The sequence below is a fragment of the Ruegeria sp. BE1 genome (assembly GCF_056538885.1).
This window is the reverse complement of record NZ_JBQFTY010000001.1, coordinates 58643-76803: the sequence shown is the minus strand read 5'-3', so window position 1 is coordinate 76803 and position 18161 is coordinate 58643. Positions and strand designations below refer to the sequence as shown.

The following is an 18161-nucleotide window of genomic DNA, read 5'->3' as shown; positions in this document are numbered from 1 at the left end:
CTAAGGCGCGCCGTACAGCTGTTCCGGCAACCACAGGACCAGCGAGGGCACGAAGGTCAGCAGAAGAAGAACACCCAGCAGCGGCACAAGGAACGGCAGGGTGGCGCGCACGCATTGCTCGAACGGCACCTTGGACACTCGGGACAGCACGAACAGCACCATTCCGACCGGCGGGGTCAACAGCCCCAGCATCAGGTTCAGGATGACGATGATACCCAGATGCACTGGATCAATGCCAAACTGCGCGGCCACGGGCATCAAGACCGGCACAAGGATCGAGATCGCGGCGATGGTCTCCATGAACAGGCCGACGATCAGAACAACCGCCATGATCAGCAGCAATACAACAGCCTTGCTGTCGGTGAAGGACAGCACGAATTCCGCAAAATGTGCGGCGACCTGATTGGCCGTCAAAATCCAAGCAAAGACCGACGCCGCGCCCACAATCATCATGATCGCCGCTGTTGTCTCGATGGTTTCCAGAGAAATCACCGCCAGTTTCCGAACGGTCAGGGTGCGATAGACCACTGTCCCAAGGATCAGCGCATAGGCGGCAGCCCCAATGGCCGCCTCGGTCGGAGTGAAAGCACCCGAGACGATGCCACCCACGATAATGACCGGAGTCATCAGCGGCAGAAAGGCCGCCTTGAACCGCGTTGCGATGACCGCAGGGCTAAAGCTCACGTCGCGCGGGTAATTCCGCGTGCGGGACATCCACCAGATCATTGCCGACAGCGCAGCGGCCATCAGCAGGCCCGGAACGATCCCGGCGACGAAAAGCTTGCCAATCGACACGGACGCCATGACGCCAAAGATCACCAAAGGCAGCGAGGGCGGAATGATCGGCCCGATGGTGGACGAGGCAGCCGTCACACCGACGCTGAAGTCATCGTCATAGCCCGCTTCGCGCATGGCCTTGATCTCAATCGCGCCAAGACCGCCCGCATCGGCAACCGCAGCGCCGGACATGCCGGCAAAGATGATGCTGGCGCCCACGTTCACATGCCCAAGCCCGCCATGCATCCAGCCGACAATGGCACGGGCAAACCCAAAGATTCGTGCGGTGATCCCAGCTGAGTTCATGAGTGCCCCGGCCAGAATGAAGAACGGGATCGCCAGCAGCGGGAAACTGTCCATGCCATTGACCATATTGTGCATCAACAACACAGGTGGCAGACCGGAATAGAGGATGTAGGCAAAGGAAGACATCGCCAGCGAAAACGCAATCGGCACGCGCAGCAGCATCAGGCCGAACAGCGTGACAAAAAGAATGATCAGGCCCATGTATCGCCCCCCTTTGCGATTTGTTTCAGCCGCGAGACGATTTGGTAGGCAACAACGCCCAGATTGCCGATCGCCAGTGCCAGAACGGCGATGTGCAGGTAGTATTTCGGAAACGGCAGCGAGACCATTTGCTGGAACGAGGTGCGCTGGATCAGTTCAAACGCCGACCAGATGATTACAGCAAACAGGACAATAGTGGCCATTAAGGCAAAAAGATGCACCCAACCGAGGCCCCGGCCGTAGTATTTGTCAACAAACTCCAGAACGATATGGCTACCCACGGCCTGACACCGGATTGCCCCGGCAAAGCCCAGCAGGATCAGCAGATACCGCGCGGCTTCTTCCGTCCAGGCGATGGAATCATTCAGAACGTAGCGCGTAAAGAACTGCAGGAACACCACACCGAACAACACCGCAAACAGCGCCAGCAAGCCATAATCCGGCACGGTGATACGATAGTCTCGGAAATGCGCATCGTCTTCTGCGGCCAGCGCGTCGAAATCAATCTCGGGCGGGGTCTCGGTCTGAGTCATCAGGCACACCTTCTGAATAGTGGTCGGACCCGGTGCAGAACCGGGCCCAACAGATTGGCTTATTCCTGAATCGCCTGCAGACGCTCAAAAGTCTCGGCATCCCACGGAACCGAGTCGCTGCTCAGCAGCGGTGCAACTGCGGCCATAAAGGGCGCACGATCCACTTCGTTGACGGTCACGCCCTGCTCGCGGAACCAGTCGGCCAGTTCGGCCTCGGATTGCACGATTTCATCCGACGTGGCCGACGCGGCCTCGGCCAGCGCGTCAATCAGCGCCTGACCGTCATCCCCCATCTTGCCCAGCGTCACGGGCGAAACCACAACGGCCAGCGAGTTGGTGATATGACCGGTCAGGTTGATGTTTGACTGCACCTCGTAGAACTTCTTGAACTGGATGGTGGGCAGCGGATTTTCCTGAGCATCCACAACGCCTTGCTGCAGGGCCAGATACACTTCGGCAAAGGCCATCGGCGTGGGGTTTGCACCCGTGGCTTCGGGGAACATCTGATAGGCTGGCGCATTCGGCGTGCGGATTTTCAGACCTTCCATGTCGCCCGGCGCAAGGATCGGCTTGTTCGAGGTGACATGGCGGGCGCCGTAATAGGTCATCGTCGCAATCGTGTTGCCCGAGATGTTCTTGTATTCATCCGCCATCTCGCCAAACAGGTCCGAATTCACATAGGCCTTCCAGTGATCGTAAGAGCGCATGGTGAATGGGTAATCCGAGATACTGATCGGACCATAGGACTGACCCAGAAACGCCACGCCGGTATAGATCGCATCGACCGTGCCCAGCGACAGCGCCTCGTTCAGCGCCGCTTCTTTGCCCAGTTGCGAGGCCGGGAACACTTCCATTTTGTAACGGCCATCTGTCTTTTCTTCGAGCAGTTCTGCCGCGCGGACAGCTGCGGCGTGATACGGGGTCGACGCCTCGTAAACATGGCCAAAGCGCAGTGTCTCTTGTGCCAATCCAGCCGTTGCGCTGAGCGCAACAATACAGGCGGCCCCAAAGGCCGTTTTGCCAAAGTTGAACATATTTTCCTCCATGTTTCTATGAAAACGCCCGTCGGTTTCTTGCGTCCGATCGGGCGGTCGGGGTTATTCCGCTGCCAATGGTTGTGAAAAGCGGAAATCTCTGAGTGTTTCGGGTTTGATTTCGATCGAAAAGCCCGGCTGCGTCGGAGCCATGTAAGCCCCGTTCCTCACCACGCAGGGGTCGACGAAGTGCTCGTGCAGGTGATCGACATACTCGATACGTTTGCTGTCTTTCTCGCCCGAGATCGCGACGTAATCGATCATCGACATGTGCTGCACATATTCGCACAGGCCCACGCCCCCGGCATGGGGCCAGACCGGCAGGTCGTATTTCGCGGCCATCAGCATCACGGCCAGCACCTCATTCAACCCGCCCATCCGGCAACTGTCGATCTGAACGATGTCAATCGCGCCTTCCTTGATGAACTGTTTGAACATGATCCGGTTCTGGCACATCTCGCCGGTTGCGACCTTGACCGGCGCAACACCTTCGCGGATCGCCTTGTGGCCGAACACGTCATCGGGACTGGTGGGTTCCTCGATAAAGAAGGGCCGCGCAAAGGACAGGGCCTTGACCCAATCGATGGCCTGATCGACCTCCCACACTTGATTGGCGTCGATCATGATGTTCATGTCTTCACCCAACACCTCGCGCGCGATTGTCAGGCGGCGGATGTCGTCGTCCAGATCGCGGCCAACCTTGAACTTGGTGTGGGTAAAACCGGCATCCTTGGCCTCCTGGCACAGGCGGCGCAGCTTGTCATCGGGATAGCCCAGCCACCCGGCCGAAGTCGTGTAGCAGGGATAGCCTTCGGCCCTCAGCGTGGCGATGCGGACGGCTTTGCCCGGCGCGGCGGCGCGCAGCATGGACAGCGCCTCATCCGGGGTGATCGCATCGGTGAGATAGCGGAAATCGATCAGGCGCACGATCTCTTCGGCGCTCATTTCGCTGACCAGTTGCCAGACGGGCTTGCCGGCCTCCTTGGCCCACAAATCCCACGCTGCATTGACCACAGCGCCGGTGGCCAGATGGATCGCACCCTTGTCCGGCCCGATCCAGCGCAGCTGGCTGTCGCCGGTGATATGGCGCCAGAACCGGCCCATATCCTCGGCGATCCAGTCCAATTCCAGCCCCTTGACCAAAGCCCCCAGCGCATGGATCGCGGCAACGCAGATTTCATTGCCGCGCCCGATGGTAAAGGTCAGCCCGTGGCCTTCGTGATCGCCATCGGTTTCCAGCACCACATAAGCTGCCGAGTAATCGGGATCGGGGTTCATTGCATCCGATCCGTCCAAACTCTCCGAGGTCGGAAAGCGCAGGTCTTCGGTCCGAATGCCCGTGATACGTGTCATTTACTGGCCTCAACCGCCTGACGCTGCACGCCCAACCCTTCGATGCCCAGCTCCATCCGGTCACCCGGTTTCAGGTAGGTCTGCGGCTTCTGCCCCATGCCAACCCCCGGAGGCGTGCCGGTCGAGATCACGTCGCCCGGCTGCAGCGACATGAACTGCGACAGGTGCGAAATGACGGTCGCCACGCCAAAATGCATCGTCTTGGTCGAGCCGTCCTGATAGCGATGCCCGTTCACCTCCAAGTACATCGGCAGGTTCTGCGGGTCCGCCACTTCATCCCGCGTTACCAGCCACGGGCCGATGGGGCCGAACGTATCCGCCGACTTGCCCTTGACCCACTGGCCAGAGCGGTGCAGCTGAAAGTCACGCTCGGACAGGTCATTGACCACGCAATAGCCCGCCACATGGTCCAGCGCGTCCTCTTCCGAGACGTATTTGGCCTCTTTTCCGATGACCACGCCCAGCTCGACCTCCCAATCGGTCTTGACCGAGTTGCGGGGGATTTCCACCGTGTCATCGGGGCCCATAATCGCCGAGGTGGCCTTGAAAAAGATCACCGGCTCCTCGGGCAGGGCCATGCCGGATTCAGCGGCGTGATCGGCATAGTTCAGACCGATGCAGATGAACTTGCCCACCTGCCCGACACAGGCTCCGATGCGGGGGTTGCCCTCGACCACCGGCAGGGTGGCCACATCCAGATCGCGCAGGCGCGCAAGGCTGTCATCGCTCAGCACATCACCTGCAATATCGCCCACAACACCGGAAAGATCGCGGATCGCGCCACTATCATCCAGAAGGCCGGGTTTTTCCTGTCCTGTCGTACCGTAACGCAGCAGTTTCATCAAAAGTCTCCTTGTTCAAACGGTCCAGCCGCCATCGATGGCAAAAGTCTGTCCGGTCGTGAATGCAGATTCGTCGCTGGCCAGATAAACCGCCAGCGCCGCGATTTCGTTGGCATCGCCGATACGCCCCATGGGCTGGCGCGCGATAAAGTCCTTTAGGGCCTGATCGTAATCACCCATCGCACGCAGGCGGTCATGCAGGCTGGGGCTGTCCACGGTTCCCGGACAGATCGCGTTGCAGCGGATGCCACGCGTCACAAAATCGGCTGCGATGGACTTGGTCAACCCAATCACCGACGCCTTCGAGGCGCAATACGAGAAACGGTTGGGCACCCCTTTGATCGACGAGGCCACCGACGACATGTTGACGATCGACCCGCCGCCATTCTCCAACATGCCCGGCAGCACCAGCTTGGCCAGACGGAACATCGCCTTAACGTTCAAGTCAAAGCTGAAATCCCACTGCGCCTCATCACAGTCCAGGATCGAGCCCGCGCCCACAAACCCCGCGCAGTTGAACAACACATCGAACGGACCGACCTGCGCCATCGCGCTGGCCACCGCGTCTGCATCGGTCACATCCAGCTTGAGCGCGGTCACACCGTCGATCTGCGCCAGCTCAGCCAGCATCGCGTCGTTGATGTCGCAGGCAATAACCTGCGCGCCCTCAGTGACGTATTTCTCGACGCTGGCGCGGCCAATGCCCTGACCCGCCGCCGTTACCAAAGCTTTCTTACCGGCCAAACGGCCCTGTGCATGCGTCATGTCATCCTCGGTCTTCGTATTTTCTGCCGCGCAACTCTCAGGCTTAACCTGGCGCGCGACGTTATTTTTAACACGTTTCGAAAAGCGGCGGCCCGGTCCTCCTTGCCCCTGCCCCATTCGGTAGCTCCCATTTTTCAATTCATATGCAAATCACAAATTCATTTGTAAATCAACATTGACTTTGTGCGGCTATCCGGAAGATGGTTTAAGAAGTCAATTCAAGCGCCGCTGAGGGAGAAAACCGTGGCTGAGACAGCGGACAAATATCGCGCGCCAGCCCTTGAAAAAGGGCTTGATATCATCGAGCTTTTATCATCCCACGGGGAAGGCGTTTCGCAGGGCGATATCGCGCGGGCACTTGACCGTTCACAAAGCGAGATTTACCGCATGCTGTCCACTCTGGTACGGCGCGGATATGTCATTCGTTCCAAAGACAACGACCTGTATTCGCTGAGCCTGAAAATGTACGCCGTATCTCAGCGGCACCCGCCGGTAGAACGTTTGCTCGAAGTCGCGACGCCGCGCATGAGGGCCGTGACCCGGCGCGCGTGGCAGTCCTGTCATTTGGGCATGGAAAGCAATGGTGACATCGTCATTGTCACTTCGGTCGCCGCCCCCGGAAACTGGGTTTTTTCGCTGCGTGTTGGCACCGTGGTCGGCTTGGGCAACACCGGCACCGGCCGCGTTTTGGCCGCGTTCCGAAGCGACGATGAAATCGAAGCCCTTCTCGACAGCCACCGGCTTGCGCAGGGCGAGCCCGAGATTGATCGGCCCGAATTCTTTGAGCACCTGGCCCGTATCCGCGAAGTGGGCTACGAACGGATGCCTTCGGCGACGGCCATCGGCGTTACGAACCTAGCCTACCCCGTCTTCAATCAGGAAGGCATGTCAATTTGCGTCATCAACTGCCCCTTTGTGGAGCGCATTGACCAGCTTGAGGTCCCCGACATCGAAGAAGTTCATGAGATGTACAAGGCGCTGGCTGACGAACTGACCGATTTCTACGCCGGTCGGTCGGCATAAGCTGTTTTTTCGAACGAATACCTAACCATTATGCGCGCGGCCAAGCCAGACGGTATCCGCCGGGTGAACAAGCGTTCCAAACTGTTTGGCGACAGCACCCAAAATGCAACAAGCCCGGACAATGCCGGGCTTGCTTTCAGTCTGTATCAGGCCCTATTCCGCCGCGTTGGCCGTGGTCGGAATATTCGCTGCTTCGCGCTTGCCATCATTATAGATCGCCTTGATCAGAGACACTGACATCAGCACCATGACCAACGAGAACGGAAGCGCCCCGATCACCATCGCCGTCTGAATGGCCGTCAGACCACCCACCAGCAACAGTGCGGCAACAACCGCCCCAAGTGCCACACCCCAGAAGATGATGTGCGGACGCGCTTTGGGTCCTTCATCGCCCGCCGCGTTGATAGTGTTGACGATCAGCACCGCCGAGTCCGCCGAGGTCACCAGATAGGTCATCAGCAGCACAACGATGATGACAGCCATCGCCCAGCCCAGAACCTCGCCCAGGATCAGGCCGGTCATCGCAAAGATCTTGTCACCATCCGTGGCGCCGAAAATCTCGCCATTGGCGCCGCCGTTCAGCTCCATCTCGATCGCGGTGCCACCAGCGAACGAGAACCAGACAAAGCACATGATCGCCGGAACGATCAGCGCGCCCAGAACGAACTCGCGAATGGAGCGTCCGCGCGAAATACGCGCCAGGAACAAGCCGACGAAGGGAGCAAACGCAACCCACCAAGCCCAGTAGAAGACCGACCAAGCCCCCTGCCAGCCTTCCAGATTGTCTGCCACACCGCCCGCTCCGTCACCGGAATAGACGCGGAACATCATGCCCGGCAAGGCGATCAGATATTCCCAGGTACCCAGGATCAGTGCCTGAAGACCGAACCATGTGGATCCGAAGATCATCAGGAAGGCCAGCAGGAAGATTGACAGACCCATGTTCAGGTTCGACAGCCATTTGATGCCCTTACCGACGCCGGACAGCGCCGACAGGGTCGACGCACCCATGATCACCACGATGGCGACGATGATTCCCAGCGACGAGGCGTTACCTTCACTGTTCAACAGCCAACTGCCGATGCCAATGCGGCTCATGCCTGCCACGAATTGCTCGACCCCAAAGCCCAGCGTCTGCGCCACGCCCAGAATGGTCGCAATCACGGCCACGATGTCGATCAGGCTGCCCAGAGGGCCAGACAGTTTGGACCCGAAAAGCGGCGTCAGCGCCGACCGGATGGTCAGCGGAAGGCCCCGGCGATAGGCAAAAAAGGCCAGCGCCAGACCGGCGATGGCGTAAGACGCCCAGGCCGAGAAGCCCCAATGCAGGTAAGAGTACTTATAGGCGTTCAGAAAGTTTTCCTCGGTCCCGCCTTCGACAATTCCCTGGATCACCTCGGGGTTGTTCTGAAAGTGATAGACCGGCTCGGCCACGGCCCATGTCAGCATGCCGACACCGATACCCGCGCCGAACATCATCGAGAACCACGAGAAATTTGAAAACTCGGGCTCATCCGTATCCTGCCCCAACTTTAGTCGGCCCGCGCTTGGCCAGATGGCCAGAACGATGCAGACGATTACGAACAAGGCCATCACATAGATGTACCACGTGCCAAAGTTCGACAGGATAAAGCTGTTGAACCCACTGAGCACGGCACCTGCCTGCTCGGGGAAGGCAACGGCCCAGATGACCAGAAGGCCCACAATGATCTTCGACGTTACCGTCACATCGACGCTGAACCCCGAATAAAAACCGCTATCTGCCGTCTTGATCGGCAGGTCGGTTAAGGGTGGTTTGATTGACATTTAGGTCCTCCCATGTCGTCAATTGAAGCGCGCGATTATCCTTTCACGCTGCTTGCCGTTTTGCCCGAAAGGTTTGACAACCCTACAGACTCTTTCATCCTTTCGCCGTTCACATCTTTGAGCGCGGGCGCCGTGCGAGTCTGGCACATGACGCATTTTCAGCCTTCCGCACTCGCTCCTTGACACATGAGTGGCAGACGCGCTCAGATCGCCCACGGCCAGGTTGGCTCTAGGCTTTGACTATAGAGACGAAGGATGAAACAGAAAAATTTATGACAAAAGTGCAAATATCTGATGGACGATAAAGGAAATTCCTATAGCCTTTTGGCCCGTAGTGCAGCCGACCTGTGCGCTTTCATGGTCGTGTGCCAACGGGGCCAGCTCTCAGCGGCAGCGCGTGACATGAAAGTTTCCCAGCCCAGTCTCAGCCAGCGTATCCGCAATCTGGAAACCGCGTTGGGCACAACCCTGTTCGAACGTACCGCGAAGGGCGTCACCTTGACCCGCGATGGCGACGCGCTGTACCGGCGGGTCAAGAATCCGATGGCCGAGCTGGCAAACAAGTTCAACACGCTTTCGAAAAACGGAAAGCAAGAGAGGGTGCTGATTTCATCAGATTTCGCGTTTGCGTATTTTTGGCTCTTGCCGCGCCTTCCGGCGATCCGCCAAAGCCTTGGCGATGTCGAGATCAGTATTCTCACTTCGGATCAACCGCGTCAGACGGCGGTGCACGAAACCGATTTGGTTGTCCATATGGCTAATCTGGACCAGATCGAGCCCGGCATGCAGTTGCTGTTCGAAGAGACAGTTGGAATTGTTTGCAGCCCTGCGTTCAAAAACGCAAATGCGCATATCAGATCCCCCGCCGACCTGAAGACTGCCTCACAATTGCTGCATCTTGTTCCACCTTCGCGCGATAGTGACTGGTGCACTTGGGAAGAATGGTTAAACGCCCAGAATGTAGACGCCACAGACATTGGGAAAGGCACAGTGTTCAACAATTACGAGATGGTGATCCGTGCCGCTCAGGATGGGCAGGGCATTGCATTAGCGTGGTACGGCCTGATTGACGATCTGGTTCGCGATGCCGAGTTAACCCCATTGCTGGAACAGACTTACAAAACGAAACGCGGGTATTTCATTACCACCGTCCGACCAGACGCCTCGCCCAAGCTGCGTGAGTTGCGTGACTGGATTCTTGGTGAAATCCGGGCGTGAGAACCAGATCGCCAGAGCGACCGTCTAAGTTAACCCCTAAGCCCGCATGCCAACCGCGACACGGAAGCGGACCGTAGGTGTTTTCGCCATGGCTCTTGTTAAGAAACCAGATGATGATCCGTGGTCCACTGCACGTTTTTCTCACCAACACGTCTTATGTGTTTGGTGGTTTTCTCAAACAGAATTCTTCCGCTGAGCTCGGCAATTGATTTTGGCAGGTTCTGAAGCCCTTGCTCTCTGGCAAAAACCATCAACATTCGCGACAGGCCCGAGACCAAAAGCTCCAAAACACGCAGGTTCATGTTTTCGACCAACGGCGGTGTCAGCGTCGTGATGTTTTGCAGCGCAGCTGGTGGCGACACGACGTCCGGTATGGCTCGTTCTTGACAGCACCGCAACCTAGGGAGCGAAGCAGCAAGAACACGTCCAGAGTTGGCCATCTGGACATCCCTCCGCCCAAAAAACGCTCATGGCCCCACTTGGTTTTCGGACGTTGACCCCCGCTGCGCGGTGAAAACCATTGCACCCTGAGCCGCAGAGCGTCTCATCAAAAACTGCACATCTTGGGCAGGGGAAATGCGTATTCGCCGGTCACATCTGGCGGCATGAAACATTTAACCACAGATACCTTGGCTTGGTGTGCCTTTGCGATTGCTTCGGTCATTCTTGCTGCGCAACCTGCGCAATGGCTTGTTCGAAGTTGGCTTAGCCCCGCCTACGGGTCGTACGGCTATGTTTATGTCCTGCTGATCGTTGGCCTTGCGGGGGCGAGCCTGCTGAGCGGACGACCGAACGGCACAAGCTCTCAGATACCGGCCATTGCCCTTTTGTTACTGGCAGCCTTGATCCGGTTTTTTGGGCAGGTCTTGGCGGTCAACATCCTCAGCGCACTCGCCCTTGCCTTGGATGTGTTTGCGCTGGTTGGAGTGTTGCATCTCAATCGGCGTCCCTTCGCACTGTCGCCCTTCTGGATGGCGGCGCTGTTCTTGTTTTCCCTCCCAACCGAAATGGTCTTGCAACGCACCCTTGGATTCCCGTTGCAAATGGTTTCAGCAGACGTGTCCTGCCGCATACTTAGCGCCCTGTATTCAGATATTGTCTGCGACGGGGTGCGCATCACCTTAGAACAACGGGATATTCTGGTGGACTTGCCGTGTTCTGGCGCGTCGGGGCTTTTGCTGTCGCTGGCTTTTGTGGTCACCCAAAACGCCGTGTTGAGACCGCGCTGGCAAGTTGGTGGCCTCAGCCTGCTGGCCGTGATCACTTGTGCCACTTTGGGCAATAGCCTGCGCATTTCGGTTCTGGCCGTTGGGCTTGCGCATGATCTGGATGTCATGGCCGAGCCATGGCACAGCCTTATCGGGCTGGGGACACTTGGCCTGACAATAGCACCTTTCGCACTGTTCTACCGCCCCCGCAATGCGGGGTCGCAAAAAGGCCGATCTCGGACCATACAGATGGCACTGCCAAAGCCCATCAAAGCGCTGGCCGGGGTTGCGTGTCTGATCAGCAGCGCGGCAATCGTTTCTCTCAAAGCCAACCCCGTGGATGTTTCGGGCAATGTGGTAACACCGAACCTGCCCGCACAAATCCACGGGCATCTCGCGCGATACGAGCCTCTGACCGCGATGGAGGCTTACTTCTTCGAAGCCTATGGCGGGCAGGCGCAGAAAGCTCAGTTTGGTCCACTGGGATTGAACGTTGTCAGCACCCGCGCACCGCTGCGGCATTTGCATGCTCCGGAAATCTGCCTGCGGGGCCTTGGCTACAAGGTTCGGTTTCTGGGCACGCGCTACGACGGGGTTCCCAGCGCCTATTACAAGGCCACCGGCCCGGACGGCAACCAGTGGCTGGTTGCGGTCAGCTACGTCTCACAAAACGGACATGTCACTCCCAGCGTTGGTGAGGCGATCTGGCGCTGGCTGAACGGCTCCGGCGGCACCTGGAGCAGCGTGCAAAGGATCACCCCATGGGCGCTGGACACAACGCTACGCGCGCAACTCGACGCTGCCACGATTGCAGCCCTGGACATTCAAACCATCAAAGGAACGGACATATGATACGCCACATTGCTTTTGTTTTTCTGCTACTGCCGGGAGTTGCGTCCGCTCAGCCTGACGACGAAATCGCCGGTCGGCTGGTCGGCAGCGGGGCAGCCGGTCAACTGGACCTGCCAATGCTGAAATCGGACCTGTCCGTGGATGTTCAGGGCGACATGGCAACCGTGCAGGTGCGACAGGTATTCGCAAACCCCTCGGACGTTCCGATCTCGGCGGAATACCTGTTCCCGCTTAACCAAAATGCTGCCGTCTACGCGATGCAGATGCAGGTCGGGGACGAAATTGTCGAGGCTCAGATTCAACAAAAACAGCGGGCAGAACAGACCTTTGAAACCGCAAAGCAAGACGGCAAGGCCGCAGCGCTTTTGACCCAGCACCGTCCCAATATGTTTACGCAGAAAGTTGCCAATCTGATGCCGGGGCAGCCGATTACGGTGACGCTCAGCTATGTGCAGGCCGTTCCCAAGATCGACGACGCGTATGAGCTGGTGCTGCCCCTGATCGTTGGACCGCGCTATCAGGGGGCCAAGGATTTCGACCCGATCTCCGACGACATTGTGTTGACGGATTTCGAAAACGAGGCCCTGGCCACCGCAACTCAGATCGATGGCTGGACGGTTGCCGAGCTGCCGCAATACCCGCAGGTTCCGCGTCTGTCGAACCCGGATGCAATTGAACCGGCACGCGTGTCGCTGGACCTGAACCTGCGCGGCGCGGTTCCGGTATCCAACCTCATAAGCGCGACCCACGATCTTGAGGTCGAGCGATCCGAAGGAGTATTGCGCGCAACATTTCAGGACGGGCGGGTGATCGATAACCGCGATCTTGTTCTGCGCTATGAACTTGGTGGCGATGAAACGACAGCCGGTGTTCTGGCCCATCACGATGAACAAGGCGGCTTTGTATCACTGCTGATCGAACCGCCGAAGGTCCCACAGCCAGATCAAATCACTGCACGGGAACTGGTCTTTGTTCTGGATACCTCGGGATCGATGGGCGGTGCGCCTCTGGATGCCAGCAAGCGCTTTATGGAAGCCGCATTAAAGGGTCTGCGCCCCGAGGATTACTTTCGCGTGATCCGGTTTTCTTCGAACGCCTCCGACTTCGCATCTCAGGCCGTTCCCGCCACGCGCGGCAATATCCGCTCTGGCTTGCGCTATGTGCAGGGCCTGCGCGCAGGGGGTGGCACCGAAATAGACAATGCCATCCGTCACGCTTTTGCAACGCGGCAACCCGAGAACACTTTGCGCATCGTCGTATTCCTCAGCGATGGCTACATCGGGCGTGAAGCGGATGTCATACGCACGATCCGGCACCAAATCGGAGACGCACGCATCTATGCCTTTGGCGTGGGCACGGCTGTCAATCGCTACCTTCTGGACGCGATGGCCGAGGAAGGCCGTGGCTATGCCCGCTATGTCGATCCGACACAGCGCGCCTCAGATGTCGCGGACACTCTGGCCCGCGATCTGAAATCGCCTGTGTTGACAGATATTTCCATTGATTGGGGCGGGCTGACTGTCAGCGAAGTGGTCCCCAAACAGATACCCGATCTGTTCGACGGCGGTTCGGTGCGGGTTCTGGCGCGCTACGAAGGCGGTGGGCCTGCCGACATCAAGATCAATGGCCTTGTGCAGGGCAGAAAGGCGCAGATGGCACTCTCAACAGTTCTGCCCACCGTGTCTGATCCCGAAGGTGACACGCATCAGGGTGCTGCGATCCCGCTGACATGGGCGCGGACCAAAATAGCCGATCTGGACCGGGCGATGGCCGTGCAGGCGGGCAATCCCAAGACGCTTGAGGCGCAGATCACCGATCTTGGGTTGAAGTTCAATCTTCAGACGCGGTTCACCTCTTTTGTTGCGGTGTCAAAACAAGTTGTGAATGAAGGCGACGCGCCGGCAGGCACCACTAGGGTGGCCTTGCCTCAGGTAGCGGGCGTCGACGCCAATGCCTACCCCAAGACCGCGTTCAGCGGATCGTCCACACCTGAACCTCAGACGATTTTAGGGCTGATCGTCCTTGCAGCCCTGGGCGCACTGCGTTTGACCCGAGGGCGGAGGACCGCGGCATGAGGAACGTCCCTTACAAATTACGCACGGATGCCTGGTGGCTGAGCGATGATTTCAAATGGCACAGACCGCTGGTGCACGCCCCACTTGACCCAGCCAAGGGCAGTATGATCTCTGAACGTGACCTCGGTAAAACTTCTATGGCGGACCCATACTGTGAACACCATCCTGATCGTAGATGATGATGCCCGTATCCGCGATGTCGTTCGCTTTGCGCTGGAAGATTCCGGTTTTCAAACCACCGAGGCAGCCACCGGTCAAGCAGCGTTGGAGCAGTTTCGCAAAACCCCTGCTGATCTGGTTGTTCTGGATATCGGCATGCCTGACATGGACGGGTTAGAGGCCTGCAAGGAATTGCGCAAAAGCTCAACCGTGCCGATCCTGTTTCTGACGGCCCGGGATGATGAGATCGACCGCATCCTTGGGTTTCAGCTTGGTGGCGATGACTATGTGACCAAACCCTTTAGCCCGCGTGAACTGGTGCTGCGGATCAAGGCCATCCTTGCCCGCGCATCTGACACAAAATCTCCGGATGACGTGACAATCTTTCAGGACTTGCGGCTGGACCACAACGCACATCTCTGCCTCCTTGGGGATGCCGAGATGCAGCTGACCGGAATAGAGTTCTCGGTCCTGACGATCTTGGCCAAAACGCCAAACCGGGTCTATTCACGCACGCAACTGATCGAACTGGTCTATGGTCACAACACCTACCTGTCCGGGCGAACGGTCGATAGCCATATCCGCAATATCCGTCAAAAAGCGCGCGCTCTGGGTTATCCCGACATGATCCAGACCGTCCACGGAGTTGGCGTGAAACTGGGCGTCTGTCAGTGCTGAGCATCAAGCAAAAATGGCGGCCATCACTGGCGCTGGTCATTGCAATGGTCTGCATTGCTTTGGTGACGCTTCCGATCATCGGCGTCCTTGGGGCTCGTTTGTCCAGCAACCAGTTCGCGCGTGAGACTGAGCGCAGCCTGCTGTCTCAGGCAGTCATCTTTGCCGAGGTGTATGCTGCGGCTTTCTCGGAACTGCAGCCCGCGCCAGACGTTGGCCATCGCTTGTCACCCGAACAGATCAAGCGCCTGGAACAGGATTTTCACCCTATCCCACCCAGCTTGGACCTGCTGCGCGGTGCCGTCGCCCCACCCCGGCCCGAACCGGTTTCACCTGAGGACCCTCTCATCGCGCCGTACAAAGCAGTTTCGCGATCGCTGTCGCGGCTGGCAACATCGGCAAAAAAGACCACTCTTTCGGGTTATGTCTTCATGGATTACGCAGGTCAGGTCGTTGCCAGCAGCGGATCAGTCAGCGGGTCTTTTTCGCACGTCCCAGAGGTGTCTCAAGCCCTGTTGGGCCACACTGTTTCGGTGCTGCGGTATCGGGATGATTCCTCTGGGCAGCATGTGCTGAATTCGATCAGCCGGGATACGTCTTACCGTGTGTTTGTCGCCCATCCCGTGATCCTGGGCGACAGGGTCATCGGGGCCGTTTATCTTTCGCGTACGCCTATGGACCTGAGGAAGTTCCTGTTTCAAGAAAGGTTCACGCTGACCTCTGTTGCGGCATTCATGCTGTTATCTGCCATTGCGGTAGGTTGGATGTTGTGGCGCCTGATCTCGAAACCAATTGGTGATCTCAGCAGCCAAAGCCGGGATGTCGCCAGCGGGCTGAAACCGACACCGGACCCGGTGGAACACTATGGCGTGCAGGAACTGGCGGATCTGGGCCACAACGTCGTTTCGATGGCTGCGACCTTGTCGGAGCGGTCTGCCGCAATCGAGACCTACACGAGCCATGTCACGCATGAGCTGAAATCTCCGGTCACCGCAATTCTCGGTGCAGCTGAGCTGCTGTCGGACGGGCCTTCTGCAGTATCCGGAGAGCGCAATCAGAAACTGGTTCAAAACATTCAGGAAGAAGGTTTGCGCATGAACGCTTTGCTGGTGCGTCTGCGCGAACTGGCGCGGGCCAGTATTCAGTCCGATCCGACACCGACGCCACTTACGGATATTGTACAAGCTGCATCTGCCGAGTTTTCGGAATGCGAAGTCGAGTTGCATGCCCCACCGGAAACCCAGCTGCCTTTGTCCAAAGCCCAGGGGCAGATTGTTTTGCACCATCTCTTGCAAAACGCGTTCCAGAACGGCGCAACGCGCGTCGACATACGCTTTGACGCGGCTTCGAACAGCCTGATTGTCGCCGACAACGGTAAGGGGATATCCGCGCGAAACAGTGCGCGTATTACTGACCCCTTCTTCACAACCAGACGGGATCAGGGTGGTACTGGTTTGGGCCTGTCCATTGTCGCGGCTGTACTGAATCGGGCGGACGCTGTGATCGAAGTCATGACGCCAAAGCAAGGCGCGAGTTTTCGGATAAGGTTCTGAGTCTTTTTGAGGCACCAACACAGCCTCTGCGATCAGGTGCACATCGCTAATCAGGTTGGAACCGATAATCGTGGCAGAGCCGGTTGGTTTTAACCATGCGACCTGTCCCACCAAACGAAGGAAGCCGCTGCTTGTAAATTTCCGGTTTTGGGAAGCTGCGTGGCTGCAGCGGGTGGCCTTGGGCCGGGCCTATATTGCGTCGGCTCTGAGGACTGAAAAAGCGTTCTATACGGCCATTGGTAGAGCCGCTTCAAAAGAACAAACTCAAGACGCTGAGCTTGAGGCGTTTTTACGAATCTTGAATATGTGGCATGCTCTGCCGGGGGCTATGCCAGACAAATTCAGATTTGGCGCCTGTGGCCTGGGAGGAGCCAGCTATGAACCTGAGACCTGACCCGACTTTTCATGCGACACCGAAGCTTGCTATGGAAGCGCCAGCGGAAACGCTCGCCTTCACATTGATGCTCAGCCCGGACGGCTCACAGCCGGATGGTCTGGCCGTCGTAGATGTTGATCCGAAATCGAAGACCTACAGCCAAATCGTCCATCAACTCATTATGCCCAACAAAGGTGATGAGTTTCATCACTTTGGCTGGAACGCGTGCTCTTCTGCACTTTCGCCCCTGACAGGGCATGCCTTTCTGGAACGCAGGTATCTGATCGTACCGGGTATTCGGTCCTCGCGCATTTACGTGATCGACGTGAAGGAACCTCTGAAGGCGAAGATTCACAAGATCATCGAACCCGAAGAGGTGTTCGCCAAAACGGGTTATTCCCGCCCACACACAATCCACTGCGGTCCCGAAGGGATTTATGTTTCAACGCTTGGCGGAGGCGGCAAAGACGGCACGGATGGCCCTCCGGGCATCTTCATCATGGATTGCGAGACCTTTGATATTCTTGGCCGTTACGAAATGGACCGCGGTGAACAGGACAAGCACTATGACTTTTGGTGGAACCTTCCACGCGACTACATGGTAAGTTCTGAATGGGGGCTGCCGCCACAGTTTGAAAACGGGATTGTGGCCGAGGATCTGTTGTCCAACAAATACGGGCACAAGATCCATTTCTGGAACCTGCGCGAACGCCGCAACGTTCAAACCATAGACTTGGGTGAAAATCACCAGATGGCCTTGGAAATCAGGCCTGCCCATGATCCGGCAAAAGACTATGGCTTTTGCGGTGTCGTCGTGGACACCACAAATCTGCAAGGCGCGATTTTCACATGGTGGCAGAAGGATGACGGGACTTTCGAGGCAAAAAAGACGATCACGATTGATCCCCGGCCAGAAAAGGCTGAAAACCTTCCGCCGCTGTTGCAGGGCTTTGAAGCTGTCCCTCCATTGGTCACCGATATCGACCTGAGCCTGGACGACAAGTATCTCTACGTCGCGTGCTGGGGTCAGGGCGAAATGCATCAGTATGATGTGTCCGACCCGATGAATCCCAAGCTGACAGGCAAGGTCGAACTTGGCGGGATTGCGCGCGGTGCGAAACATCCTAACGGCAAGGATTTTGTTTACGGCCCCCAGATGGTCGAGATCAGCCGCGACGGTAAGCGGGTCTATTGGACCAACTCGCTGTATTCTACGTGGGATGATCAGTTCTACCCAGACGATGAGGGCGGACAGATGGTCATGGCCAATGTCGGAGAAAACGGTGGTCTGGAACTGGACAAGGATTTCTTTGTCGAGTTTCCCAAAGGCTACCGCAGCCACCAGATCCGCCTGGAAGGCGGAGACTGCTCAACCGATAGCTTCTGCTATCCTTCCGTCTGACGC

Annotated in this window: 16 protein-coding genes; 8 read left to right on the top strand and 8 right to left on the bottom strand. The window is 57.7% G+C overall.

All coding sequences use genetic code 11. The features are described from left to right. From ACR0J5_RS00435 to ACR0J5_RS00410, 6 genes are all read right to left on the bottom strand, one after another. Entirely contained in the window at positions 1 to 1284 is a 1284-nt protein-coding gene (locus ACR0J5_RS00435; protein WP_480649888.1) for a TRAP transporter large permease, read from the bottom strand. Then, complete coding sequence (locus ACR0J5_RS00430; protein WP_480649887.1) at positions 1275 to 1817, bottom strand: TRAP transporter small permease; 543 nt, start codon at positions 1815 to 1817, stop codon at positions 1275 to 1277. The genes ACR0J5_RS00435 and ACR0J5_RS00430 overlap by 10 nt, the downstream gene beginning before the upstream one ends. A gap of 59 nt (positions 1818 to 1876) precedes the next feature. Next, positions 1877 to 2851, bottom strand: coding sequence for a sialic acid TRAP transporter substrate-binding protein SiaP (locus ACR0J5_RS00425; RefSeq protein WP_480649886.1), 975 nt, complete (start codon positions 2849 to 2851; stop codon positions 1877 to 1879). 63 nt (positions 2852 to 2914) lie between these two features. Next, the gene (locus ACR0J5_RS00420) at positions 2915 to 4204 is read right to left on the bottom strand and encodes an L-fuconate dehydratase (RefSeq protein WP_480649885.1); all 1290 of its coding nucleotides are present in this window, start codon (positions 4202 to 4204) and stop codon (positions 2915 to 2917) included. Continuing rightward, entirely contained in the window at positions 4201 to 5046 is an 846-nt protein-coding gene (locus ACR0J5_RS00415) for a fumarylacetoacetate hydrolase family protein (RefSeq protein ID WP_480649884.1), read from the bottom strand. The genes ACR0J5_RS00420 and ACR0J5_RS00415 overlap by 4 nt, the downstream gene beginning before the upstream one ends. A gap of 15 nt (positions 5047 to 5061) precedes the next feature. Beyond that, positions 5062 to 5811 carry an SDR family oxidoreductase gene (locus ACR0J5_RS00410; RefSeq protein WP_480649883.1) on the bottom strand — a complete coding sequence of 250 codons (750 nt, stop codon included), beginning with the start codon at positions 5809 to 5811 and terminating at the stop codon, positions 5062 to 5064. Positions 5812 to 6054: 243 nt separating this feature from the next. Between ACR0J5_RS00410 and ACR0J5_RS00405 the strand changes: the two genes are divergently transcribed. Further along, entirely contained in the window at positions 6055 to 6834 is a 780-nt protein-coding gene (locus ACR0J5_RS00405) for an IclR family transcriptional regulator (protein ID WP_480649882.1), read from the top strand. 153 nt (positions 6835 to 6987) lie between these two features. Here the strand turns inward: ACR0J5_RS00405 and ACR0J5_RS00400 are convergent, their stop codons facing one another. Beyond that, positions 6988 to 8640 carry a BCCT family transporter gene (locus ACR0J5_RS00400; protein WP_480649881.1) on the bottom strand — a complete coding sequence of 551 codons (1653 nt, stop codon included), beginning with the start codon at positions 8638 to 8640 and terminating at the stop codon, positions 6988 to 6990. A gap of 294 nt (positions 8641 to 8934) precedes the next feature. Here ACR0J5_RS00400 and ACR0J5_RS00395 point away from each other — a divergent pair, with 294 nt between their 5' ends. Then, a complete protein-coding gene (locus ACR0J5_RS00395) occupies positions 8935 to 9858 on the top strand; it encodes a LysR family transcriptional regulator (protein ID WP_480649880.1) in 924 nt (307 codons plus the stop codon). Between the two features lie 98 nt (positions 9859 to 9956). On the opposite strand, the gene ACR0J5_RS00390 is transcribed toward ACR0J5_RS00395, so the two are convergent. After that, entirely contained in the window at positions 9957 to 10298 is a 342-nt protein-coding gene (locus tag ACR0J5_RS00390; RefSeq protein WP_480649879.1) for a hypothetical protein, read from the bottom strand. Between the two features lie 165 nt (positions 10299 to 10463). On the opposite strand from ACR0J5_RS00390, the gene xrtT reads away from it, so the two are divergent. From xrtT to ACR0J5_RS00360, 6 genes are all read left to right on the top strand, one after another. Continuing rightward, entirely contained in the window at positions 10464 to 11918 is a 1455-nt protein-coding gene (xrtT, locus tag ACR0J5_RS00385; protein WP_480649878.1) for an exosortase T, read from the top strand. Further along, positions 11915 to 13993 (top strand): VIT and vWA domain-containing protein, encoded by a 2079-nt coding sequence (locus ACR0J5_RS00380; RefSeq protein WP_480649877.1) that lies wholly within the window; start codon positions 11915 to 11917, stop codon positions 13991 to 13993. The genes xrtT and ACR0J5_RS00380 overlap by 4 nt, the downstream gene beginning before the upstream one ends. Positions 13994 to 14146: 153 nt before the next feature. After that, on the top strand, positions 14147 to 14830 hold the full coding sequence (locus tag ACR0J5_RS00375) for a response regulator transcription factor (RefSeq protein ID WP_480649876.1): 684 nt from the start codon (positions 14147 to 14149) through the stop codon (positions 14828 to 14830). Next, positions 14824 to 16380 carry an ATP-binding protein gene (locus ACR0J5_RS00370; protein WP_480649875.1) on the top strand — a complete coding sequence of 519 codons (1557 nt, stop codon included), beginning with the start codon at positions 14824 to 14826 and terminating at the stop codon, positions 16378 to 16380. The genes ACR0J5_RS00375 and ACR0J5_RS00370 overlap by 7 nt, the downstream gene beginning before the upstream one ends. Before the next feature lie 70 nt (positions 16381 to 16450). Then, entirely contained in the window at positions 16451 to 16774 is a 324-nt protein-coding gene (locus ACR0J5_RS00365) for a hypothetical protein (RefSeq protein WP_480649874.1), read from the top strand. Continuing rightward, entirely contained in the window at positions 16758 to 18158 is a 1401-nt protein-coding gene (locus tag ACR0J5_RS00360; RefSeq protein WP_480649873.1) for a selenium-binding protein SBP56-related protein, read from the top strand. The genes ACR0J5_RS00365 and ACR0J5_RS00360 overlap by 17 nt, the downstream gene beginning before the upstream one ends. Positions 18159 to 18161 lie beyond the last annotated feature (3 nt).

What these genes read in the sequence shown, in the direction of transcription:
- ACR0J5_RS00435 (WP_480649888.1), bottom strand. Translation starts at nt 1,284, where the DNA reads ATGGGCCTGATCATTCTTTTTGTCACGCTGTTCGGCCTGATGCTGCTG.
- ACR0J5_RS00430 (WP_480649887.1), bottom strand. Translation starts at nt 1,817, where the DNA reads ATGACTCAGACCGAGACCCCGCCCGAGATTGATTTCGACGCGCTGGCC.
- ACR0J5_RS00425 (WP_480649886.1), bottom strand. Translation starts at nt 2,851, where the DNA reads ATGTTCAACTTTGGCAAAACGGCCTTTGGGGCCGCCTGTATTGTTGCG.
- ACR0J5_RS00420 (WP_480649885.1), bottom strand. Translation starts at nt 4,204, where the DNA reads ATGACACGTATCACGGGCATTCGGACCGAAGACCTGCGCTTTCCGACC.
- ACR0J5_RS00415 (WP_480649884.1), bottom strand. Translation starts at nt 5,046, where the DNA reads ATGAAACTGCTGCGTTACGGTACGACAGGACAGGAAAAACCCGGCCTT.
- ACR0J5_RS00410 (WP_480649883.1), bottom strand. Translation starts at nt 5,811, where the DNA reads ATGACGCATGCACAGGGCCGTTTGGCCGGTAAGAAAGCTTTGGTAACG.
- ACR0J5_RS00400 (WP_480649881.1), bottom strand. Translation starts at nt 8,640, where the DNA reads ATGTCAATCAAACCACCCTTAACCGACCTGCCGATCAAGACGGCAGAT.
- ACR0J5_RS00395 (WP_480649880.1), top strand. Translation starts at nt 8,935, where the DNA reads ATGGACGATAAAGGAAATTCCTATAGCCTTTTGGCCCGTAGTGCAGCC.
- ACR0J5_RS00390 (WP_480649879.1), bottom strand. Translation starts at nt 10,298, where the DNA reads ATGGCCAACTCTGGACGTGTTCTTGCTGCTTCGCTCCCTAGGTTGCGG.
- xrtT (WP_480649878.1), top strand. Translation starts at nt 10,464, where the DNA reads ATGAAACATTTAACCACAGATACCTTGGCTTGGTGTGCCTTTGCGATT.
- ACR0J5_RS00380 (WP_480649877.1), top strand. Translation starts at nt 11,915, where the DNA reads ATGATACGCCACATTGCTTTTGTTTTTCTGCTACTGCCGGGAGTTGCG.
- ACR0J5_RS00360 (WP_480649873.1), top strand. Translation starts at nt 16,758, where the DNA reads ATGAACCTGAGACCTGACCCGACTTTTCATGCGACACCGAAGCTTGCT.